This is a genomic window from Granulicella tundricola MP5ACTX9, from assembly GCF_000178975.2.
Classification (GTDB): Bacteria; Acidobacteriota; Terriglobia; order Terriglobales; family Acidobacteriaceae; genus Edaphobacter; species Edaphobacter tundricola.
On the sequence record NC_015064.1, the window covers coordinates 2148600 to 2170617 of the forward strand.

At 61.4% G+C, this 22018-nt stretch carries 15 protein-coding genes, 1 tRNA gene and 1 pseudogene; 8 read left to right on the top strand and 9 right to left on the bottom strand.

The window, feature by feature from the left end:
* Positions 1–183: 183 nt before the first annotated feature.
* The 3 genes from ACIX9_RS09215 to ACIX9_RS09225 all read right to left on the bottom strand — a co-directional run bounded on the left by ACIX9_RS09215 (position 184) and on the right by ACIX9_RS09225 (position 3667).
* Positions 184–271, bottom strand: a tRNA-Ser gene (locus ACIX9_RS09215).
* A gap of 58 nt (positions 272–329) precedes the next feature.
* Positions 330–2081: a carboxypeptidase-like regulatory domain-containing protein gene (locus ACIX9_RS09220; RefSeq protein WP_198152186.1), complete on the bottom strand. Its 1752-nt coding sequence runs from the start codon at positions 2079–2081 to the stop codon at positions 330–332.
* A gap of 35 nt (positions 2082–2116) precedes the next feature.
* Entirely contained in the window at positions 2117–3667 is a 1551-nt protein-coding gene (locus ACIX9_RS09225) for a carboxypeptidase-like regulatory domain-containing protein (protein WP_013580209.1), read from the bottom strand.
* Positions 3668–4032: 365 nt separating this feature from the next.
* On the opposite strand from ACIX9_RS09225, the gene ACIX9_RS27680 reads away from it, so the two are divergent.
* The 6 genes from ACIX9_RS27680 to ACIX9_RS23710 all read left to right on the top strand — a co-directional run bounded on the left by ACIX9_RS27680 (position 4033) and on the right by ACIX9_RS23710 (position 12774).
* On the top strand, positions 4033–4656 hold the full coding sequence (locus tag ACIX9_RS27680) for an RNA polymerase sigma factor (RefSeq protein WP_408609727.1): 624 nt from the start codon (positions 4033–4035) through the stop codon (positions 4654–4656).
* 1164 nt (positions 4657–5820) lie between these two features.
* Positions 5821–6852 carry an FAD:protein FMN transferase gene (locus tag ACIX9_RS09235; protein ID WP_013580211.1) on the top strand — a complete coding sequence of 344 codons (1032 nt, stop codon included), beginning with the start codon at positions 5821–5823 and terminating at the stop codon, positions 6850–6852.
* 16 nt (positions 6853–6868) lie between these two features.
* Positions 6869–8131, top strand: coding sequence for a Gfo/Idh/MocA family protein (locus ACIX9_RS09240; RefSeq protein WP_013580212.1), 1263 nt, complete (start codon positions 6869–6871; stop codon positions 8129–8131).
* Positions 8132–8240: 109 nt separating this feature from the next.
* A complete protein-coding gene (locus ACIX9_RS09245; RefSeq protein WP_013580213.1) occupies positions 8241–10928 on the top strand; it encodes a beta-glucosidase in 2688 nt (895 codons plus the stop codon).
* A 601-nt stretch (positions 10929–11529) separates the two neighbouring features.
* On the top strand, positions 11530–12171 hold the full coding sequence (locus tag ACIX9_RS09250) for a Crp/Fnr family transcriptional regulator (protein ID WP_041597017.1): 642 nt from the start codon (positions 11530–11532) through the stop codon (positions 12169–12171).
* A gap of 30 nt (positions 12172–12201) precedes the next feature.
* A complete protein-coding gene (locus ACIX9_RS23710; RefSeq protein WP_013580215.1) occupies positions 12202–12774 on the top strand; it encodes a response regulator in 573 nt (190 codons plus the stop codon).
* 90 nt (positions 12775–12864) lie between these two features.
* Here the strand turns inward: ACIX9_RS23710 and ACIX9_RS09260 are convergent, their stop codons facing one another.
* From ACIX9_RS09260 to ACIX9_RS25715, 6 genes and pseudogenes are all read right to left on the bottom strand, one after another.
* Positions 12865–13935, bottom strand: a complete 1071-nt coding sequence (locus ACIX9_RS09260) for a radical SAM protein (RefSeq protein ID WP_013580216.1) — start codon at positions 13933–13935, stop codon at positions 12865–12867.
* Between the two features lie 242 nt (positions 13936–14177).
* Positions 14178–16109, bottom strand: coding sequence for a TonB-dependent receptor (locus ACIX9_RS09265; protein WP_013580217.1), 1932 nt, complete (start codon positions 16107–16109; stop codon positions 14178–14180).
* Between the two features lie 84 nt (positions 16110–16193).
* Positions 16194–16415, bottom strand: a pseudogene (locus ACIX9_RS27685) (carboxypeptidase-like regulatory domain-containing protein); the annotation flags it as partial.
* Positions 16416–16479: 64 nt separating this feature from the next.
* Entirely contained in the window at positions 16480–16770 is a 291-nt protein-coding gene (locus tag ACIX9_RS25710; RefSeq protein ID WP_041597019.1) for a hypothetical protein, read from the bottom strand.
* Between the two features lie 80 nt (positions 16771–16850).
* Entirely contained in the window at positions 16851–19568 is a 2718-nt protein-coding gene (locus ACIX9_RS09280; protein ID WP_013580218.1) for a TonB-dependent receptor, read from the bottom strand.
* Positions 19569–19607: 39 nt separating this feature from the next.
* Complete coding sequence (locus ACIX9_RS25715) at positions 19608–19940, bottom strand: hypothetical protein (RefSeq protein ID WP_013580219.1); 333 nt, start codon at positions 19938–19940, stop codon at positions 19608–19610.
* A gap of 146 nt (positions 19941–20086) precedes the next feature.
* On the opposite strand from ACIX9_RS25715, the gene ACIX9_RS09290 reads away from it, so the two are divergent.
* Together ACIX9_RS09290 and ACIX9_RS09295 are read left to right on the top strand one after the other, a co-directional pair.
* Positions 20087–20464 (top strand): Fur family transcriptional regulator, encoded by a 378-nt coding sequence (locus ACIX9_RS09290; RefSeq protein WP_013580220.1) that lies wholly within the window; start codon positions 20087–20089, stop codon positions 20462–20464.
* A 150-nt stretch (positions 20465–20614) separates the two neighbouring features.
* Positions 20615–21982, top strand: a complete 1368-nt coding sequence (locus ACIX9_RS09295) for an oligosaccharide flippase family protein (RefSeq protein ID WP_013580221.1) — start codon at positions 20615–20617, stop codon at positions 21980–21982.
* Positions 21983–22018 lie beyond the last annotated feature (36 nt).

Here is a 22018-nt window from a genome sequence, read left to right on the forward strand (position 1 = left end):
GGGGCTTGTTCAGTTGAACTTACATCGACTCCTTAGTTCACTTGCCGAAGCTATCAACACCTGAGTCCGACTCTTAGCAAACGCATCTGGTGGAGGCTTACTAGTATGCCAATGAAATGCTAGCTTTTCTTCACGCCACTTCAAGCCGACGACTTCAACCCACAGATTCAACCAGCAGGGAAATGGCGGACAGACAGGGATTCGAACCCTGGATACCTTGCGGTATACACGCTTTCCAAGCGTGCGCCTTCAGCCACTCGGCCATCTGTCCACGTCTTACTCGACTTTCTGAATCTACCACAGACGAACCTTGAAATCTCGTCCAAGGCTCAAGGCAAGGAGGCTTCAATGTCCTGGTGGAGGTGAGCGGAAGCCTTCACGAGGACCGGGGTGCCGGCGGAGAGGTAGCGGGCAAGCGTGGTTGGATCGTGCCAGTTCACCTCCCAGCCGTGGTCGATGGCTACGAGAATGTACTGTCCGGGGATCACGTTCTGGAGGATGAAGCTTCCATCGGTGTTGGTCTGGTCGCGGCCGACGTCGGTGAGATTGTTCGGCTGCCCGAAGGTGCTTGGAACCAGAAGCACCACGACGCTGGAGGCCGGTTTCCCTGACTGGCTTACCACGCCGGTGACCTCTGCGCGTCCGGTCGCGGCGTGGATGATGAGGCTTGAAGCTGCACCCATGACTTCCACTGTCCGTCCGTTGACCTGGGCTCCGGTCGCCTGGATGCCGGTGAGGAAGACACCGTCTGAGCCTACGAGCGAGACCTCGTACTGATGGGGCGGCACAAGGATCGACCGTACTCCCTCCTCTACGTCGTCGTCCACGCTGTCTGAGTCGGACTGGATGTTTGGTCCTCTGCCTTTGCGATGAATGTTGGAGACGTAGGTCTGACCGCTGTCGACGTCGGTCAAGATCACGCGTTCTACGGTGCGATCCGGGACGCCATCGATCGAGATGGAGACCTTGGAAGGCGCGGAGGCTCCTTCAAGGCCGATTACTGTGGAGGACCCAGGGCCAATCTTCAGTTGAACGAGGCTAGGGGTCTCGCCTAACGCTCCTGGTACCCGGACCTGGTAGGTTCCCGGGGCAAGGCCGCCCATATCCCACTCGGTCGCGCTGGTCGTGACCTGGGGCATACCGATGAAGGCACCCGAGTTGGAGATGGAGGAGATCATGGGTGGACGAATGCCGCGCGGCTCGCTGCCGGCCGGGAGATTGGCGTCGTTGCGTGGGATCTTCAGATGGACGGACGGCAGTGGAGTGAGATGGACGTCTGCCTGACGTTCTTCGCCGGGTCGCAGGTGGATCGTCTCTGCGGAGGCTGCGTCAAGGGCGGCAGGAAACCATGTTGCAGGATAGACCACGTCAAGCGACGGGTCCGAGGCGACGGCCCTCCCGCTCGTTCCGGCAGCGTACCAGGGGTGGGCCTGAACGCTGAGGTGGTAGTCGCACGCCGTGAGGCTGGATATTTCGTAGTGGCCGCGATCATCCGTCTGGGCGAAGCCAGCCGCCTGATTGGCCGGGGCTCTTCCGGCCTCTTTCACTCCCAGCGTTTCGACGCTCACCTGAGCCTGGCGTACTGGTTCGCCAGCCTCGTCGAAGACGATGCCGGTGATGACCGCGTCCGGGTTGATACGGAAGCTGAGAGCCATGTCTGGGACCGCCGCTGTGAGGGCGATTGCGGTGGAGTAACCCTCGTGCTCTTCATAAGCCTGGCTATGGAAGCCTCGGGCTGCGGCTGTGACGCGCCACATGCCGGCGTGCGAGACGGTCAGGCTGAAGTTACCGCGAGCGTCTGTTACCACGGCGTCTTGCGCTCCTTGTGGTGCGACGTTATTCTGACCTCTTCCGAGACCGAAGCTGCGCTGCTGGCCTGGACCTCTGCGAGCGACACCGGGGGCGGATTGCTGGGAGGGACGATCCGCTCGGGCTGCCGAGCCGACCTGATCCGCGGAGACACGACAGCGAGCGACCGGTGAGCCGTCTCGACTGTTCAGGACGATGCCGGAGATACGGAAGACGGGCGCGCCGGACGCGTCCGAGCCAAAGGCCGCTCGGCAGCAGGGAAGAGCTAGCATGAGCAGAAGAGCAGTGAGGCGCCAGGGAGACAGCTTCATTGAGGGCCTGCCTGGGGCTGGATCGTCAGGTCAAGTGCCGCGGCTCCGGCTGGTGTGACGTCAATATTCTGAGCGCCGCTGAGCTTTGCTACTACGGTTGGATCGCGTAGATCGCCCGTGAAGCTCTGTGAGAACGCGATGGCTGTGTAGGTGCCGGGCGGGAGGCTTGTCTTATAGGTGCCGGACCCGGCTCGCAGGCTGCGCACCGGGGTCATGCCGGGCTCGTGTGCGATGAGGTAGACGACTCCGGGTACGGCCTTTCCGTCCGCGAGCAGCGAGCCGGAGAGCTGTCCGACGAGGTTGCTGACGACGACGCGGATGGTCTCTCCGTCTGCGCCGGCCGCGACGACCAGCCTACCTGACAGCAGGTCTGAGCTTCCGTAGCTCGCGGCTTTGATGTACCAGCTTCCGCTGGCCTGGGCCCTCAGGCGATAGCTGCCGGAGGCGGCCTGAAACTGGCCTGGTTGATCCGCCCGGCTGTTCAGGACGATGTCGCCCTGTCCGGGTTGATCGCGTGCGCCTACGCGCTGCAGGCGCAGATTGAACTGATTCAACCGAGGGGTTGAGGGGGCGGAGGACAGGGTGCCCTGGGACTGAGTTCCTGTCGATGAGCCGGGGTCGACGATCAGCTCTACAGGTATCCGGGGAACGGCTGCGAGATGCAGGAGGAGGCCATCGACAGACTTGCCGGATACGGTTACCTTACCGAGCGCTTCCTGTTGACCGTCCCTGTCCATCAGGATGGCGTGAAGCTGATAGCTGCCGGAGGGCAGGTCGAGGTGATAGTCGCCCCGCGTGCGGGATGGCTGGGCGAAGACGGTGAAGGCTGAACCCTGGCTGGGGGTGCAGATGACTTGCAGACCGGCTCCTGCTGTCTCTGTATCGACGTGGAAGCTGACTGGATACGCCGCGCTGGTCTGCGGCTGGAGGTCTACCTGGCGAGTCTCTCCCGGGCCAGCGAAGAAGATGGCGGGCCGCTCACTGTCCGTTTGTTCTGGAAAGTCGATGGGGAGCATGGCATCCCCGGCCTCCGAGACGTGAGGTGCGTAGCCGAGATGGACGCGGTAGGAGCCGGGCTGCTGCTCGAAGCGGTAGGCTCCGTGTGTGTCGGTCTGGGTGAAGCCGGCCGGAAGACTGCGGCTGGTGGCTTCGTTGAGATCCTCGCGGTACAGGGTGACGGGTACGCGTGCTACAGGCAGGCCGTCGCTGCCGGTGACGACGCCGGTGATGAGGGCATCGGGGTATAGAGTCAAGTTCATGCTTGAGGTAATGCCTGTAACCGTATGACCGGCAAGGGCTTCTGTGGGGTCGAGTGACTGTGTGTAGCCCGGCTTGACGACGCTGAGGCGAGCTTGCTGGTCGGTAAATTGTAGGAACTCGAAGTGGCCGAAGGCGTCAGTGAGGACGTGGCGGCCGCCGAGTGTAACGAGGGCCCGGGGGATGGGGGTGCCGTTGAGGGCATTGAGGACTTGGCCGCCGGCGGTGAAGGCGGCGGGTGCGCTGGAGTCGAGGCCCGAGGTCTGGGCAGCGGCTGGGTAGACAACCATGCCTGACAGGGCCAGGAGACCTAGGGACGTGGTGCGATGGCTTGGAGGTCGGCGGCGAGTCATTGGGTTGAGTGGAGTTTGATCCTCAGCATACTTCTAAGACGGATGAAAGAAGGTTCAAGTTATTCCACGTGTCTTTCTGCCTTTATCTCTTATGTCCGATAATGCATGTTATGTCTCCTGCTAGTGCTGCGCGTGATTGGTGAGGCTTTACGCTCATTCCTACAAAAAACGATGTGTTCCTGCAAGATTCGGCGGTTGGGCCGGCATAGGGTGTGATCGTGTGGGGCTGAGTATAGTGCCCCGAGCCTGGGAGGCACATGATCGAACTCAATCACAGTTGGACTTCTGAACGCATCGATCCGATGGGCGGGTTGCCGGATCAGACGCTTGTGGCGCTGGCCCAGGCGGGCGATGAGGATGCTTACGTTGAGCTGTACCGGCGTCACTCGCCGATGGCGGCGCGGGCGATCCGGCGGATTACGCGCAACGCGGAGGATACGGAGGACGTGCTGCAGGAGACGTCGATCCGGGCGCTGGTGCATTTGAAGTCGTTTGATGGGCGGTCTGCGTTTTCTACGTGGCTGACGCGGATCGCGGTGAACTCGGCTCTGATGCTGCTGCGGAAGCGGCGGAATCGTCCTGAGACTTCGATCGACAGCGATCCTGACCGGGATACGTGGCTGTCACGGCAGTTGGCCGATCCTTCCCCGAGTCCCGAGACGATGTGCCTGCGGCTGCAGGAGGTGAGGCAGTTGCGCGAGGCGGTGAGCCAGTTGCCGCCGTTGCTGCGGAACGTCATTGTGGCTCGGCATGGGGGCGATATGCCGGTGAAGCAGGTGGCTGCGGCGGTGGGGATTACGGAGGCGGCGGCGAAGTCCAGGCTGCTGCGTGCGAGCCTGCGGCTGCGAGCGCTGCTGACGGAGGATGACTTTACGGAGAGACGGAGAGCGCTGAACTCGCAGCGACGGCTGAATCAGTGTGCTTGAGATTGTGCTGGTCCCTGGTGAAAGATTACGGGGATAACAAGGGATAAAAGCGACCAAGGCGGATTTGGTTGGGGCGGGTTTGGGGCTTGTGGCTGCGACTATGGTTTCGGCTACGGCTTTGAGGACCAGGCCCTCTTCTTCGTCGCTCCAGACATAGTCGGGGCGCTCGGGAGCGGGTGGGTGGAGTCTTGCTTTCTCTGCCGCTGCTTCCTTGTCTTCGGCCCATCGTTCTTTGAGGATCTGCTCAAGGGTCTTTTCGCCTTTGGGGGCGGCGTATTCGGCTTCCGGGGCGAGGGTGCCGTGGGTGGGGTCTTGTACTGTGTCTTCGACTAGTTCCCTTTCGGCTTTGGGTTCGGTGGCGGGCTGGCGCTGGGGTGGGAGGTTGGTGGCGGCGATCTGGAGGCCGTAGAGTAAGAGGCCGGCGCGGCGGTTGTCGAGCTGGTTGGCGGCGATGCGGCGGAGGATCTCGCCGATGGCGAGCTGGATGGCGGCTCGGTCTTCGGGTATTGGCAGGTCGAAGGGGGCGCAGCGGTTCTGGTCTGCGTAACGGGCTTCCAGGTCGGCGCGGGGGATGGGTTTGCGGGTGGTGTGGTGGTAGTAGCAGAAGTGCTCGTGGCGGAGGGTTGGGCTGCCGCAGCGGCGTCCGTCGGTGTGGATGTGGCGGCATTGGTAGCGTGCGGATGCTGTGGTTTCGTTGGTCATTCGTTGGGGCTCCCCACCCCCGGTGAAAGTATGTAAAGTATTCGAAACAAGCGGCTTAGGTCTGGACATGGGTTTTCTTCCAGCTGTCAGCTATGAGCTGTCAGCTTCCAGCTAGAAACAGGCAACGGCGTACGTTGAACAGTTTCGAGTTGTGAGTTTCGAGTCGGACAACGGTAAAGACTTGGCTCACGACGGTGGTTCGTCCTGAGATTTTGTCTACTCTTTAAGTTTACCAAGGTGAATGGGGTAAATACGCCATTTATTTTTGGCTTGTAAGTGATTTGGGATGAGTTGGTTACGGGATTTTTCGGGCCGCTAGGGGCTTGACAAGTGATTTTACGGTTGTTTTTCGTGAAAATAGTTGTAAGTTGCTGCAATAAAAGGGTTTGCAGGTCTCAATTAACCAAGGGTCGGCCGAGGTCGTGGTTTGACGCGAGTGATGGGGGAGGACAGACTGGCTGCATGGGTTGGATGAAGCTTTCCGGGGTGCTGCTGGCGTTGGGGATGGTAGGCGCCCTGCCGGGGCAGGAGGGGCTGCAGCGGTTTCATGAGGTTCATCGGGCTATGGGGACGGAGTTTTCGATCGACCTTTATGCGCGGGATGAGGAGGCCGCGGGGGCGGCGGCGGAGGCGGCTTTCGATGAGGTCGACCGGCTGGAGGAGCTGCTGAGTAACTACAGGCCTTCGAGCGAGCTTTCCAGGATTGGTCGGGAGGCTGGGGCGGGGACGGTGACGACCGATCCGGAGACGTTTCGGTTTCTGGAGCGGGCGGTGTTCTGGAGTAAGCGGTCGGATGGGGCGTTCGATATTACGGTGGGGCCGCTGCTGAGGGCTTGGGGGTTTTATGAGCATGGGGGGAGGATTCCGAGCGACGCGGAGTTGAAGGGGCTGAGGGGGACGCTGGGGTGGGAGAGGATTCGGCTGGGGGCGGCGGATCGGTCAGTGAGGTTTGTGCCGGGGCGGGCGCTGGATCTCGATCCGGGGAGTATTGGGAAGGGATTTGCGGTGGACGGGGTGGTGACGGTGCTGCGGGAGGCGGGGGTGAGGACGGCGCTGATCTCGGCGGGTGGGAGTACGGTTTATGGGATGGGCGCGCCGCCGGGGACGGAGGGTTGGCCGGTGACGGTGATGGACCCTCGCGTGGTGGGGCGGGTGGCGAGTACGGTGATGTTGAAGGATATGTCGCTTTCTTCAGGGGCTTGTACGCAGAAGTTTTTTATCAAGGATGGGCACCGGTACTGCCATATCTTTGATCCGCTGACGATGCGGCCGGTGGAGGGTGTGCTGCAGACGACGGTGGTGAGCGAGAGCGCGACGGATAGCGATGCGCTTTCTACGGTGGTGTTTGTGCTGCCGCCGGAGAGGGCGAGGGCGGTGTTGAAGCCGTTTGGGTCAGTGCGGGCTTTGATTTTTCTGAATGCGACTACCCCGGAGAGCTGTATTTCCATAAACTGGCCGGGCGGTGTTTGTGCGCCGTCGACAACTACGAAGTAGAAAAGGATGTTCGATCTTGATCACTCGCCGCATGTTCAACCAGGGGCTTACTGCTGCTGCACTTTACTCGTCAACTTCCGCAACGATGACTGGCTCTGCGCTGGGTGCGGAGGTGCAGGCTTCGGAGCGGGCGGAGGCTGAGGCTGCGAAGCAGATTGCTCCGGCGAAGGCTTCGACACCGTTCAGGATGGGGATTATTGGCGCTGGGAGCCGGGGGCAGGAGCTGATCCGGAGCTTTCTGCGGGTGCCGGGGGTGAGCGTGGTGGCTGCGGCGGATGTTTATCCGTTGCGGTTTCAGCAGTTGAGCCGGGTCTGTACGAACGACGTGGCGCACTATGACGACTACAGGAAGCTGCTGGAGCGGAAGGACCTGGATGCGGTGATCGTGGCGACGCCGCTGGGTCTGCATGGGGAGCATGTGCTGGCGGCGCTGAAGAGCGGGCACAACGTGTATGGCGAGAAGGTGATGGCGTACACGGTGGAGCAGGCGCAGGCGATCGTGTCGGCTGCGGGGGAGCAAAAGGTGATCTACCAGGTGGGGCATCAGTATCGGTATTCGCCGTGGATACGGGCGGCGGTGGCGAGGGTGCAGCAGGGGGAGATTGGCGAGGTGACGCATATTGCGGGGTACTGGCACAGGAACAATGACTGGCGGCGGCCGGTGCCGGAGTCATCGCTGGAGAGGCTGATCAATTGGCGGCTGTATCACCAGTGGTCGCTGGGGCTGATTGCGGAGCTGGGGTCGCACCATATCGATATTGCGAACTGGGTATTTGGGGCGAATCCGGAGGCGGCGATGGCGTCGGGGTCGATCTGCCGGTATCACGATGGGCGGGAGACGGATGACAATGTGCAGATGGTGCTGAGCTACTCCGGGGGGCGGCGGTTTATCTTTAGCTCGGTGACGGATAACGCGAAGATGGGGGATCAGCTTTGGCTCTATGGGTCGAAGGGCTCGCTGAATTTGACGCTGGAGGATGCTTCGTTCTTCTATGAGCCGAAGAAGATTACGCGGGCGGTGCCGGTGGGCAATGGGAAGGATGCACTGGTGACGAGTGCGTCGTATGCGCCTTCGAGCGAGATGCCTTATCGGGGGGCGGGTAAGCCGGTGGATGTGATGACGGCGGAGGACCCGACTACGGCGGCTACTCGGGCGTTTGTGTATTGCGTGCGGACGGGGACGAAGCCGATCTCGGATGCGCGGGTAGGGTTGGGGTCGGCTATGGCGGTGATCCGGGCGAATGAGTCGCTGAGGGGGCGGGCTGAGGTGAAGATTTAAAGGGGTGTCGCTTCCCTGCTATGTGGTGGAGGTGACGGAGTCATTGTGGGGGACGTATACTCGGCTGGCTTTGAAGTGGTTGATTTCAGAGCGATGAGGAGTTTCCCCGATGAGCTTGCGTCCGATTGCTTCCGTATGTTTTTTGGCGACTGTGTCTGCGTTTACCGCCAACGCCCAGAGTGTGCCGGCCGAGAGGGCGAATGAGGCTCGGATCGACAAACTGCTGAAGCAGATGACGCTGGAAGAGAAGATGAACCTGATCCGGGGGGATGTGGAGCCGGCGGCGACCAACCAGGGGCAGGCGGGGTATCTGCCGGGCGTGCCGAGACTGGGGGTGCCGTTTCTGCGGTTCGCGGATGGGCCTCCGGGTGTGCTGACAAGGATTGCAGGGCAGGCGCAGACGGCGACCATGGGGGTTGCTGCGACCTGGAGTGCGAAGGACGCGGAGGCGAATGGGGTGGCGATCGGGCGGGAGGCTCGTTCGCTGGGGATCGATGTGGTGCTGCAGCCTTTTATCAATATCGACCGCGATATTACGTTTGCGCGGGGGTACAACACGCTGGGGGAAGACCCTTATCTGAGCGGCGTGATGGCTGCGGGTGAGGTAAGGGGGGAGCAGGCGCAGGGGGTGATGTCGCAGGCGAAACACTATGTGGCGTATGACTCGGACTCGTACAACATCTTTGTGGATCAGCAGGCGCTGCACGAGGTCTATGTGGCGCCGTTCGAGGCGACGATCAAGGCTGGGGTGGCTTCGATCATGTGTTCGTACAACAAGGTGAATGGGGCGTTTGCGTGCGGGAATGCGGATACGCTGAAGACGATTCTGCGCGATGAGCTTGGGTTCAAGGGGTTTGTGACGTCGGACTGGGGTGGGGTTCATAACGTGCATTTCATCAACCAGGGACTGACGATGGAGATGCCGGGTGAGGTGCCTGCGGACAGCCCGTTTGCGGGGATGATGAAGACGTACTTCAGGACACGGCCGGAGGATACGGGGGCTCCTTCCAAGCCGAACCTGGCGGCACTGGCGGGGATGCTGGGTGGGACGATTCCGGAGGAGACCAAGGGCGGCGGGATGGATATGAACGCGTTCCCGATGGACTCGGATAACGCGACGATGCGGAGCGCGCTGAAGGATGGGTCGATTACGGAGGCGACGGTGACGGCGGCGGCTCGGCTGGTGCTGTATGAGATCGACCGGTTTGGGTACCTGGACGGGAAGCAGAAGCATAACGTGACGGCGCAGGATCTGGAGGGGAACGGCAAGATCATCGAGAAGACGGCGGAGGATGCGGCGGTGCTGCTGAAGAACGAAGGCGGCGTGCTGCCGCTGAAGAAAGACGCGAGCTTTGCGCTGATTGGGCCGACGGCCGGGCAGGTGGCGGCGATCGGGACGTTTGGGGAGCGGTCGCCGGGTATGCCGGAGCGGCAGGTTGGGCCGCTCGAAGCGCTGAAGAAGCTGGCACCGGGGGCTAAGGTTTCGTTTGCCGTGGCGGACGATATGACCGGGGTGCCGATTGGGGCGGGGATGTTGAGCCATGATGGGAAGCCGGGGCTCGAACGGGTGAATGAGAAGGGCGTGAAGAGCGTGGATGCGACGCTCGACTTCACGAAGACGAATGGGAAGGCTCTGCCGCCGAACAGCGTCGTGACCTGGAAGGGCGAGGTCACGGTTGCGAAGGCGGGGGCTTACTGGTTCTACCTGCAACTGCTGGGGACGCGTGGGATTTTGAGCATCGACGGCAAGGAGGTTGGGCGGAGCGGCGCTGTGAAGGGTACGGTGCATGGCGACGTGCAACATGCGACGCAGGACAATGGACTGCCTACGACGGATGGGCTGGATAACGTTCGGCGAGCGGTGGAGTTGACTGCGGGCAAACATGCAATTGAGGTCGTGACTTCGATCGATACTTCGAGCGCGCCGGTGCAGGTACGGCTGAACTGGATGACGCCGGAGGCTCGGGAGCGGGATCATGCTGCGGCGATTGCGGCGGCGAAGAATGCTGGGACGGCGGTGGTGTTTGTGTGGACGCGGGATAAGCCGCACTTCGAGCTGCCGGGAGAGCAGGACAAGCTGATCGAGGAGATTGCCGCGGTGAATCCGAATACGGTGGTGGTGCTGAATACGAGCCAGCCGGTGGCGATGCCGTGGATCGATAAGGTGAAGGGTGTGGTGGAGATGTGGTGGCCCGGCGATGAGGGCGGCGTGGCTGAGGCCAAGACGCTGCTGGGGCTGAACAATCCGGGCGGCAAGCTGCCGATGACTTGGGGGAAAGAGCTGACGGACTATGCGGCGAACTCGCCCGCGCATCCGGAGCGGTCTACGAAGGGCGTGGATGGGAAGACTACTTTCTCTGAGGGTGTGCTGGTTGGGTATCGGTGGTTTGACGACCAGAAGATTGAGCCGCTCTTCCCTTTTGGGTATGGCTTGTCGTACACGAAGTTTGCTATGTCCGGGCTGACGGTGAAGGCCGCCGGGGATGGCGGCGTGGACGTGTCCGTGAAGGTGAAGAATACCGGCTCGGTGCGTGGGGATGAGGTGCCACAGGTGTATCTGGATGCGCCTGCGACGAGGCCGGCGGGGGTGCAGTTTGCTCCTCGTACGCTGGTGGGGTTTGATCGCGTGACGTTGGAGGCAGGCGAGGAACGTGGGGTGACGCTGCATGTTGCGCCGCGGGCGTTTGAGTACTGGTCCGTGGATAAGAAGCAGTGGGTGAAGCCGGGCGGGCAGAGGACGATGATGGTGGGGAGTTCTTCCAGGGAGCTTCCACTCAATGCGGTCGTGCCTGAGTAAACGAAAGTAAAGGGGGCTATGTCTCTGATGGAGACGTGGCCCCTTTTGCTTGCCTTAGGGGTTTTATTGGCTTTGTGGGATGGAGTACAGACCCGCTGGAATGCGGGGGGTATGCTGCCAGTTCTTCCGATCGTCAAATTTGAGCAATCGAGAACAGAATGGCGATGAGCATGTCTGTAGGGTTATGCAAGAGGATGCCGCCATGCAGAGATCTTTATCGGGCCTTTATGCGCACCGCCACCAACAAGATGGTTCTCATGATTCAATCTGCCTGAGCTGTCTTGCGACGATTTGCTCCTGTTTAAACGAGGATGACCTGATCAGGGTGGAGGAGGATCATGTATGTACATCCCGTTTCCTTGCCAAGCGCGTGCGGTATGAACAGTTGAGTTCCCTGCTGAGGCGAACTGCCTGAGGGGGACGCCGCAGGTTTCTGGCGAGAGTGAGCAATAGAGACCATCCATAAAGCCTGTTGGGTGAGATGCTTAGGAGGCCCAACAGCAAGATTCACCGAACGCATGCGTTGAAGCTCGAAAGAACGATAGCCTCCGATCACCTTAGAGAACGCATGCGAGGAGGCAGTACTGTGACAGCGTCAACGATGACCGGTTTCGATCCAGCGGCTTTCCTGATGAGTGCAGGATTGGGACGGCGGATTGTGAAGGTGAAAGCCAAGCACAACTTCTTTGCCCAGGGTGATGTGGCGGACTGCGTGTTTTATCTGCAAGGCGGCCGCGCGAAGCTGACGGTGATGTCTTCCCGTGGGAAAGAAGCGACGATCCTGCTGCTGAACCCGAACGACTTTGTGGGTGAGGACTCGCTGGCCGGCGTACCGGGGCCGAGACTCGCGACGGCGACGGCGCTGACGCAGTGTGTGGCGATGAAGATTGAACGGGTAGAGATGATCCGGGTGATGCATGAAGAGCACGCCTTCTCCGATATGTTTCTGAAGTTTCTCATCGCGCGCAGTATCCGGACGCAGGCGGACCTGGTGGATCAACTGTTCAATTCCAGCGAGAAGAGGCTGGCGCGGATTCTGCTGCTGATGGCGGAGTTCGGCATGCCAGGGGAGCCGGAGTCGCTGATTCCGAAGATTACGCAGGAGACGCTGGCGGAGATGATCGGGACGACGCGGTCGCGGGTGAGCTTTTTTATGAACCGGTTCCGGAAGCTTGGATTTATTGATTACAACGGGCGGATTACGGTACACAAGTCCCTGTTGAATGTGGTGCTGCATGACTGAGTGGATGGATGAGTCGATGGGAGCGATGGGATGGGAGCTTTGAGGACGAACGTTCTGCTGGTGGAAGATGACGTCGCGCTTCGGACCTTATTTTCGATCATCCTGGCGCGGTCTGGGTACGCGGTGCGCTCCGCCGAGGATGGGTTTGCGGCGCTGGTGGAGATGCGGCGCGATGTGCCGGATATTCTGCTATCCGACCTGTATATGGAGGGGATGAGCGGGTTTGAGTTGCTGTCCGTGGTGCGGAGGCGGTTTCCGGGAATCCAGGTGGTGGCGATGAGCAGTGCCTACTCCGGGGTGGCTGTGCCGGATGGGATTGCGGCGGATGCGTTCTATGCGAAGGGCGCGAATCCGGGAGCGCTGCTGGACATTGTGGCGGATGTAAAGGAGCTACTGAGCGGAGCGCCGAGCCGGGAGAACAGCGGGCTGGTGCCGGTGTGGCTGGCGAGGGATACGGCGGACGGAGTCAAGGAGCGGTTTGTGCTGTTGAGCTGCACGGAGTGCCTGCGGGGGTTCGCGCAGGTGGCTGCGAATGGGGCGCTCAAGGTGCATTCGGCCGAGTGCGTTTATTGCGGACAGCCGATCCGGTATGCGTTTGTTTGAGGCTGTGGCTGTTGGGGTAAAACGAACAACAGAAAGTGCCAATACGGAGGTTCTGGCTTTGCCAGAATGACGGCTTTCTTACTTTCTTCTCTACACCTGTGAGCACACCGGTTCGGGCTGGGGGACGTGGCGGTAGGTGGGGGTGAAGCCGAGGGTGCGGGCGTAAGCGAGGATCTTGTCGAAGTGGAGGTCTATGGTGGCTCCGGCTTTCTGGGTGACCTCGTCTTCTATGGGAAGGTCGAAGTCGTCCGCGCCGTAGAGGAGGCCTTCGAGCGCGCGCTCGTTCTGGGTGAGGACGGAGGTGCGGATGCGGGGGACGTTATCGAGGTAAATACGGCTGAGAGCGAGGTGGCGGAGATACTCCTGGGTGGTGATCTCGATGCCGCCTATCTGGGTGAAATAGGGCTTGTAGGTCCAGCAGAGGAAGCTAGCGAGGCCGTTGGTTTGGTCTTGGAACTGGCGGGTGCGTTCGAGGTGTTCGAGGCGCTCTGCGAGGGTCTCGTCAAAGCCTATGACCATGGTGGCGGTGGTTTTGAGGCCGGCGGCTACGATGGCGGTCTGGGCTTCAAAGTACTGGGCTACGGTGTACTTGAACTTGCTGTGGCGGCGGCGGAAGTCCTCGGTGAGGATCTCCGAGCCTCCTCCGGTGATCCAGCGGACTCCTGCGGCTTTGAAACGCTGGGCGGTTTCGGGGTAGGAGAGCCTGGCGTGGTCGGCGAGGTACATGAACTCGGCTATGGTGAGGGCGTAGAACTCGAGGGAGTCTCCGTAACGGGCGCGGATGGCGGCGAAGAGGTCGCAGTAGTAGGCGAGGGGGAGGGCGGGGTTGAAGCCTCCGTTGAAGGCCGCCAGGTCGCCTCCTAATTGCAGGAGTTCGTCTAGTTTGGCGAAGACTTCGGCTTGCTGCATGACGTAGCCGCCGTCTTGCGAGGGGAGGCGGTAGAAGGCGCAGTAGTCGCACTGGGCTACACAGACGTTGGTGTAGTTGATGATGCGCATGATCATGTAGGTGCATGATCCTGCGGGGTGGAAGCGGTCTCGGACCTGGGAGGCCAGGGCCTGGAGTTCTTCGTTGGTGGCGTTTTGCCAGAGGTATGCGGCGTCTTCCGGGGTGATGCGTTGGCGGGCGGCGACTTTGGTGCGGATTTCGTTGATGTCCACGGTTACAGTTTACGCCGGAGCGCAAGGCGTAACGAGGATGGCGGGGATAACGGCGGGATAAGAACAGGCAACGGCAAGGGATTTGAAGGGCAAATGCCAAATGCCTCATGCTTCGCTGTGCACAGGATGACGGATTGAAACAAACAACAGCAAATGCGGCGGCGACAGCAAAGGCAGATCCCCCTTCGGGGATGACAACAAAAGGCAACGGCAAACGCCAATACGGAGGTTCTGAGCTTCGCTCAGAATGACGAACGATTGAAGTTCAGGCGGAGGCCGGCTTCGGCGAAGATGGGAGAGCCGAGGGTTAAGACGGGGGTGCGGGAGACGTCGGGGCGTTGGTTGGTCAGGTTTTGGACCAGGGCGAAGGCTTCGAGATTGTGGGTGATGGGGTGGCGGACGGAGAGGTCCAGGGTGAAGAAGCGGCGGAGGATGAAGGTATTGGCGGAGTCGTCGAAGACCATGCCGGAGGCCCGGGCGGCGAGGGTGAGGTCTCCCCAGCGGGGGCGGCGGGCATGGAGCTGGGCGGTGGCGGATTGGCGGGGGACGTCGGGAATCCAGTTCCCTACCAGCTTGGGTTGAGGGGTGAAGCTGGTGACCGTGGCGAGAGCGTATTGGTAGCCGATGTCCGCGCTGATGGGGTGGGTGCGGTAGAGGGTGGCGGCGATTTCTACGCCGCGGGATTGGATCTGGCCTAGGTTCTGGCGCTGGTCGGTGATGGTGGTGGCGGTCTGGGTGAGGAGGACGGTGGAGACGGGGCGGTTGATCTCAGTCCAGAAGTAGGTGGCCTGGAGCTGGTGGTTGGGGCTGGTGAGCTGGGCTCCGGCTTCTACGCCTGTGGCTCGTTCGGACGAGAGGGCGGGGTTGGCGAGGGTGGTTTCCTGACCGACCTGGCCGGTGCGGTAGAGCTCGTTGATGGTGGGGGTGCGGAAGGCTCGGAAGGCGGAGGCGTGGAGGTTGAGGCGGGGGCCGAAGGTGCGGACGAGGCCGAGGCGGGGGCTGGGGACGTACTCGGTGCGGTTGGGGTAGGTGGCGGGGGTGGAGGTGGTGAGGGTTTTGGTAAGGGTGTGATTGTCGAGGTTCTGGGCGGCGTCTACGCGGATGCTGGCGGCTCCGGACCAGGGGCCTTTTTGGGCTAGGAGCTCGGCGAAGCCTCCGATGAAGCGCTGGCGGGCGTTGACGTTGAAGAGGCCGTTGGTGTGGCCGGCGGTGTAGGGGACTTCGTTGTCGAGGCCGCGGATGTCGCGTGCGTCGGCTCCGGTGACGAGGGTGAGGAAGCGGGTGTGGAAGGTGGCGTCGGCTGTGGCTCCGAGCTCCTGGGTGTGGCTGCGCTGTTGGCGGGTGAGGTTTTCTGAGTTGCGGTTGGCGGCTATGGCGGAGAAGGATTGGCGGTAACCCTCTTCGCTGCCGAAGAGGCGGGCTCGGAATGGGATGCGGGCTTCAGGCGGGGTATCGTAGCCGGCCAGGTAGCGCCAGAGGCGGGTGGCGTTGTTGGTGAGGGGGGTGCCGTTGCCTCGGGCTTCGTTGAAGAGGTTACCGGTGGCGAAGAAGCGATTGGTGGTGAAGGCGCGGCGTCCGATTTCTGTGTGGAGGGATTCGGAGTGGACGTTGGCGGGGACGTCTACGAGGCCGGCGGAGGCGGGGGTGGTGATGACGTAGCCGGCGGTGTGGAGGGATTCGCCGGACGCGGTGATGAATTTGTGGTCTGCGCGGGCTTCTATGTTGCTCGTGTCTTGCGAGCCTCCTATGGCGGAGAGTTCGTAGAGGGTGGGGGCGATGGGGCTGGGGGTGACGTCGATGACGCCGCCGAGGGCGCTGGAGCCGTAGAGGTCTGAGCCTCCGCCGGTGACGATGGTGATGGAGTCGATGGAGGAGGTGGGGGCTTCGTTCCAGTGAATCCAGCCGCCGAAGGGGTCGTTGAGGGGGGCTCCGTCTTCAAGGACGAGGGTGCGGGAGACGGCTGTGGAGCCCAGGCCTCGGAGGGAGATGCCCTGACTGGTGGGGTTCTGGGTGCGGGAGCTGGAGCGGCGGAAGAGCTCGAAGCCGGCGTGCTGGCGGAGGGTGTCGTCAAGGACGGGGGATGGGTAGTTGTGGAGGTCTGAACTGCTGAGCTCGTAGGTGGTTTTGGCGGTGGCACCGAGGGGGATGGTGGAGCGGGTGGCGGTGACTATCATTTCTCCGGTGACGGCGGTCAGGAGGGTGATGTTGGCGGGGGTGCCGGGATGGGCGGTTACGTCTCGCGAAGAAAAGATTGGTGGGGCGGAGATGTGGAGGAGGATGGAGTCGAGGGTGGTGGGGCAGGAGATGAGGAAGTTGCCAGAGGCGTCAGAGGTGGTTTGGCGTTGTTGGGAGCCGCAGTCGGCGAGGACCTGGGCTTTGGGGATGGGGGTGTTGGTGGGGTCGGCGATGTGGCCGGTGATGACGGATTGGGCCGTGGCGGCGGTGGTGAGGAGGGCGCAGAGGGTGATTGTGGCTTTAATTGCAGGGCTCTCCGGGTCTTACCGATATTTTAGTTCGGCTGCTGGTGTGCTGAGAGTTTAGAGCTTAAGTTATCAGTTTTGAGTTAAGCAACGGCACCCGCAACCGCAACCGCAACGACAACGACAACTGCCAATACGGAGGTTCTGAGCTTCGCTCAGAATGACGGCTTAAAACAAACAACGGCAACAACAACTGCAACTGCAACTGCAACGGCAACAACAACTGCAACTGCAACAACAACGGCAACTGCAACTGCAACTGCAACAACAACTGCAACTGCAACGGCAACAACAACTGCAACTGCAACAACAACTGCAACGGCAACAACAACTGCAGCGGCAACAACAACTGCAACTGCCGCTACTGAGGTTCTGAGCTTCGCTCAGAATGACGGCTGTTGCTGTTGCAGTTGGGTTGCTGTTGGTGAGGGTGGGTTAGAAGTGGTAGCCGATTTCAGCGGTGAGGGCGCGGGGGGTTACGTAGTGGGTGCCGCTGAAGGTGGAGAGGAAGTTGTAAAGGGCGTACTTGTTGGCGAGGTTGATGACGGTGAGAGTCGCGCTGAAGCGGTGGTCGTCGCTGTGCATGAGTTTGGGGAAGAGATTGTCCTGGCCGATGGAGAGATCGAAGAGGTTGCGGGGGGCGATGCGCGGGGGGTTGTGGTCGTCGTTTTCCGTGCCGGGGGCGGGGATGCTGACGAGGGACGAGTGATAGAGGCCGGGGGCGCAGGTGGTGAGGGGGTGGCCGAGGGTGGCTTTGACGTTGCCGCAGTAGAGGCCGGCTTGCTGCTGCTCGTCTGAGGTGAGGCCGGTGAGATCGACGGGGGTGGTGGTGGTGGTGGCGAAGGGGACGCCTCCGGCTACTTCACCGCTGTCATAGCGCCAGTTGAAGCTCATGAACGGGCCTTGCTTCTTGTACTGGTACTGGATGTGAGTGGTCTCGTTGAACTTCTCGTCGTGATCGATGCGGAAGGGCGAGCCGCCGGTCTGGGTGGCTCCGAGGCCGCCGATCTGGGGTGGGAAGAAGCGGGCGGCTACGGACGACATGACGACGAAGGCGGTGAGGCCGTGGTAGTCGGGGACGTTGGCGCGGAGGTCAAAGCCGCTGATCTTGGAGTTGTGCCACTCGATGGGGAAGGTGATGGGGGTTGCGCCGAGGACGGAGAAGTCGTAGCCGTCATGGGTGTACTTCCACAGATAATCGGCGGTGATGACGAGGTGCTTCCCTGCTGCCTGTTCAAAGCCTGCGTGGAACTCGTTGCGGAAGCCGGGGTTGAAGGCGGCGGGGACGCATGGGACCAGGGCGGAGATGACGGGGGAGTTGCAACCGGTGCTGGAGAGGATGAGGTTCTCGTTGAAGGGCGTCTCCATGGAACGGGCGTAGGAGACGCGGAGGATGGTGGAGGTGGGTTTGACGTGGTAGGCGATGCCGGCGCGGGGTTCTACCTGTTTGGAGATGGCGAGACCGTTGTAGAGATCGCCGCGGAGGCCGAAGCTGATGTTGAAGTTGCCCTTGGTGATGGCGTCCTGACCATAGAAGGAGAGGAGCTTGACGTCGGTGTGGCCCTGGAAGCGGAAGGACTGTGCCGCGGCTCCGGTGGCGCAGCCATCTGCCGCGCCGGGGGTGGGTCGGGTGAGGTCATAGCAGCCGAGGAGTGGGTTGAAGGCGGGATTGGGGAGCTCTCCGAAGGCGATGCACTGGAAGGGTGAGGTTGCGCCGCTGACGGGTGCTCCGGTGACGTCTACGCAGGGGGAGTTGAGGGTGGGGGAGACGATGCCGAGGTTGAACTTCTCATTGAGCAGCGTCTGCTGGTAGGTGCCGCCGATCTTGATGTTGTTGACGCCCTTGACGTAGTTGTAGTCGATGCGCGCGCCGGAGTTGGTGAGGTCGCGATCCTGCGAGATGGTCTCCTGCTGGATGGGGCCGAGGTCCGAGAAGGGGTTCTTGCTGGGGTAGTAGTTGTAGTGATCGCGACGGACCCAGAGGATGCCGGTGACGATGGACTGGTCGTTGATGATGTGGGTCAGCGAGGGGGCGATATTGAGGGTGCCGATCTTCGAGCGCTGGTCGGTGTTGGCGATGGGGGTGCCGAACTGATCGGTGAGGTTGAGGTTGTCGTAGGAGTTGGGGGTCTGGAACCAGGAACGGGTGTAGTTTCCGTTGAGGTGGAAGGAGTCCTGCTTGGTGGGCTGGAAGTCGACACGATCGAAGACGTTTTCCTGGTTGCCCTTGTCGTGGAAGACGGAGAACTCTGCGGGATCGAGGAAGCGGCCGGACTGGAGAAGGTCGACGGCGGTGAAGTTGCCGTAGCGTGCGCCGCCGAAGGAGAGGTCGGCTGAGCCGGTGCTGGAGCCGAAGGCACCGTAGGAGGCGGTGATGTTGCCGCGCGGCTTGGTGAGGCCCTGGCCGGAGCGGGTGCTGATGGTGGCGACGAGGGAGGTTTTTTCACCGTACTCGGCGGGTGGGGCTCCGGCGATGATCTCAAGCGACTGGATGGCGGAGATGGGGAGCTGGTTGGAGAAGACCTTGCTCTGCTGGTCGGTCATGGGCTGACCGTCTTCGTAGAAGGCGTTTTCGGCGTGGTCGCCGAGGCCGTGGATGAGGCCGTTGGAGTCTGCGGAGACGCCGGGGGCGGCGAGGGTGATGAGGGAGCTGAGGCCGGAGGAGACGGACTCGATGGGGAGCTTGGTGAAGACCTCGCGCTCGATGTCAGTGTGGGCGGTGGGGTCGTTGTCGAGCAGTTCCCCTCCCGCTTCGACCGTGACCTGCTCGCCTGCGGAGGCGACGGTCAGGGCGGTCTTGAGGACGATAGGAACGGAGGTGTGGATGCGGAGGACGTTATCGCTGGTGGAGAAGCCGGGCATGACGATGACGACGCGGTAGGGATTGAAGGGGATGTTGGCGAACTGGTAGGCGCCGTCGGGGCCGGTGGTGACGGTGCGGGTGTAGCCGGAGTTCGAGTTGGTGAGGACGACGCTTGCGCCCTGGACGGCTGCCCCGCTGGGATCTGTGACGGTGCCGGAGATGGTGCCAGAGTTTGCGGTGGCGGCCTGGGCTGCGGCGGACGGAGCGAGGAGTGAGGCGAAGATGGGGGTCGCGGCGAAGGACAGCAGCGCGATGAGAGAGATGGATGAGTTGCGCGAGATGATGCGCATAATGGACCTCCTGTGGTGATGAACCCTTGGTGACGAGACTCAGGCGTGGGGGTTCAGGACGGGGGGAGGACGGATGGAGAGGGAGTGGCCGATGAGGCGGGGTGGGCCGGTGGTGGGATTGGCTTCGAGGAAGGGGCGCAGGTGCTCGGCGACGACGGGGCGGGCGGCGAAGGCGGCGGGGAGGGCGGCGAGATGGGCTACGGCGCAGAGGGAGCAGGCGGCGTCGGAACACTCTGCTGGATGGCTGTGGAGGACCTGGGCTACGCCAACGAGGAGGATGAGGAAGATGCAGAGGACTGCGACGAGCTTTCCGGGCGCGAGACGGCCTGGGCGGAGGGCCTGGGCTACACGGGTTGGGGAAATGTTTCGCATGGGTGGGTTCACGTCAATGGAAAACGGCTAAGTGTCTGACCTTCAATGTTATCGCATGGGGGTTCTCAATAGCTAGACGTGCGGCGGGCTTCGCGTGGATGGCTTGAGGTATAGACGTGGAAGCACTAGACTCAGTTTCAGAGCGCATGGCTATCCAACCCCGCAATACGAAGCAGAAAGAGGCAATCCGGTCCGTTTTCACGGAGGCCGGCAGACCACTCTCCCACGATGAGGCGTTGACGCTGTCGCAGGAGATCGTGGACGGGCTGAGCATTGCGACGATCTACCGGAACATCAATGTGCTGGTGGAGGAGAAGTGGCTTTCGCCGGTAGAGATTCCGGGCGATACGACCCGGTACGAGATTGCGGGTAAGGAGCATCACCACCACTTTCAATGCAATACGTGCGGCAAGCTGTTCGACCTGCAGGGCTGTGGGATTGAGTGGAAGGCGAAGCTGCCGAAGGGTTTCCGTACGACCGGGCATGAATTCTTCGTGTATGGGCTTTGCAGTACCTGTAGCTGACGGAAGGCGAAGGGCGGGAATATAGGCCGTCACCCCCCATCACCCCAAAGTCATGCGTTTTCCAAGCGATACAACTTAGTTGGGATGGTTGGAGGGGTAGTCTCAAGGGAAACTCGAAGATGGAGTCAACCCCCTACGGCGACGGGACACATGGAAGAGATCGTAGACGACGTGATCGTGGTGGAAGCGCCGCAGATTGAGATGGCCTCGCTGGAATCAAAGGCGCTCAACGCGACGCTGTGGACGATCTTGTCTTATGGGGCGGCGCAGGGGCTGAGGGTCGTCAACAGTCTGGTGCTGACGCGGTTGCTGCTGCCGGAGGCGTTTGGCGAGCTATCGCTGGTGATGACGCTGATTGTGGGGATGACGCTGCTGTCCGATTTGGGGTTGGAGCCGAGCATCATCCAAAGCAAGCATGGGGATGAACCACTTTTTTTGAATACGGCGTGGACGCTGCAGGCGATGCGCGGATGCGTGCTTTGGCTGGTGGCCGTGGCGTTGGCATGGCCGGCTGCGAAGTTCTATCACGATCCGCAACTGGTGTACGTGCTGCCGGTGCTGGCGCTGACGACAATTTTGAATGGCTTCAACAGCGTGGGGCTGTTTACGTTGGCGCGGCATATGGGGGTCAGGCGGCTGTTTGCGCTGGACTTCAGCACGCAGATCCTGACGCTGGCGGTGACGGTGACGTGGGCTTACTATCGGCCGTCTGTGTGGGCGCTGGTGGTGGGGAGTCTTTTTGCTGCGACTTACCGGCTGGTGCTGAGTCATCAGAAGAAGATTGTGCCTGGGGTGCGGAACAGGCTGTGCTGGGATAAGGCTTCGATCCACGAGATTGTGCGGTTTGGGAAGTGGATCGTGCTGGGGACGGCGTTCTTCTTCTTTGCCTCGCAGGCGGACCGGTTGATCCTGGGCAAACTGGTGAGCCTGACGATGCTGGGGATCTACCTGATTGCGTTTCAGATCTCCGACATTCCGCGGTCTGTGATTGGGGCGCTTTCGTCGCAGGTGGGCTATCCGTTTGTGGCGAAGATCATTCATTTGCCGATGGCGGAGTTTCGGGCGCAATTTCTGAAGTACAGGGCTTATGGATTGCTGATTGGTGCGGCGCTGCTGGCGGCGATGATCGTGTGGGGTAACCTGCTGATTCTGAAGCTTTACCCGGTGAGGTATCACGAGGGGGCTTGGATCATTCCGGTGCTGGCGGCGGGGCTTTGGCACACGATGCTCTACAACACGACTCGGCCGGTGCTGTTTTCTCTGGGGAAATCAAGCTACAACGCTTATGGGAATGCGGCTTATTGCGTGGCGATCCTGGCGGGGATACCGGTGGCGTATCACTTCTATGGGCTGGTTGGGGCCGTGGTTGCGGTGGCCGCGGGAGACCTTCCGCTGTATGTGGTGACGCAGTTTGGGGCTACGCGTGAGGGGATGAAGCCGCTGTGGCAGGATCTGCAGTTGACGATTGCGCTTCTTGGGATGATCGCGATCTTTTTTGGTTTGCGCCGGGCCTTTTAGAGGGATGATGGTGGAAGCAAATTCTAAGTCAGGATT

Coding starts and splice junctions, on each gene's coding strand:
- ACIX9_RS09220 (WP_198152186.1), bottom strand. CDS start 2,081: ATGCTAGCTCTTCCCTGCTGCCGAGCGGCCTTTGGCTCGGACGCGTCC.
- ACIX9_RS09225 (WP_013580209.1), bottom strand. CDS start 3,667: ATGGTTGTCTACCCAGCCGCTGCCCAGACCTCGGGCCTCGACTCCAGC.
- ACIX9_RS27680 (WP_408609727.1), top strand. CDS start 4,033: ATGGGCGGGTTGCCGGATCAGACGCTTGTGGCGCTGGCCCAGGCGGGC.
- ACIX9_RS09235 (WP_013580211.1), top strand. CDS start 5,821: ATGGGTTGGATGAAGCTTTCCGGGGTGCTGCTGGCGTTGGGGATGGTA.
- ACIX9_RS09245 (WP_013580213.1), top strand. CDS start 8,241: ATGAGCTTGCGTCCGATTGCTTCCGTATGTTTTTTGGCGACTGTGTCT.
- ACIX9_RS09250 (WP_041597017.1), top strand. CDS start 11,530: ATGACCGGTTTCGATCCAGCGGCTTTCCTGATGAGTGCAGGATTGGGA.
- ACIX9_RS23710 (WP_013580215.1), top strand. CDS start 12,202: ATGGGAGCTTTGAGGACGAACGTTCTGCTGGTGGAAGATGACGTCGCG.
- ACIX9_RS09265 (WP_013580217.1), bottom strand. CDS start 16,109: ATGATAGTCACCGCCACCCGCTCCACCATCCCCCTCGGTGCCACCGCC.
- ACIX9_RS09280 (WP_013580218.1), bottom strand. CDS start 19,568: ATGCGCATCATCTCGCGCAACTCATCCATCTCTCTCATCGCGCTGCTG.
- ACIX9_RS25715 (WP_013580219.1), bottom strand. CDS start 19,940: ATGCGAAACATTTCCCCAACCCGTGTAGCCCAGGCCCTCCGCCCAGGC.
- ACIX9_RS09290 (WP_013580220.1), top strand. CDS start 20,087: ATGGCTATCCAACCCCGCAATACGAAGCAGAAAGAGGCAATCCGGTCC.
- ACIX9_RS09295 (WP_013580221.1), top strand. CDS start 20,615: ATGGAAGAGATCGTAGACGACGTGATCGTGGTGGAAGCGCCGCAGATT.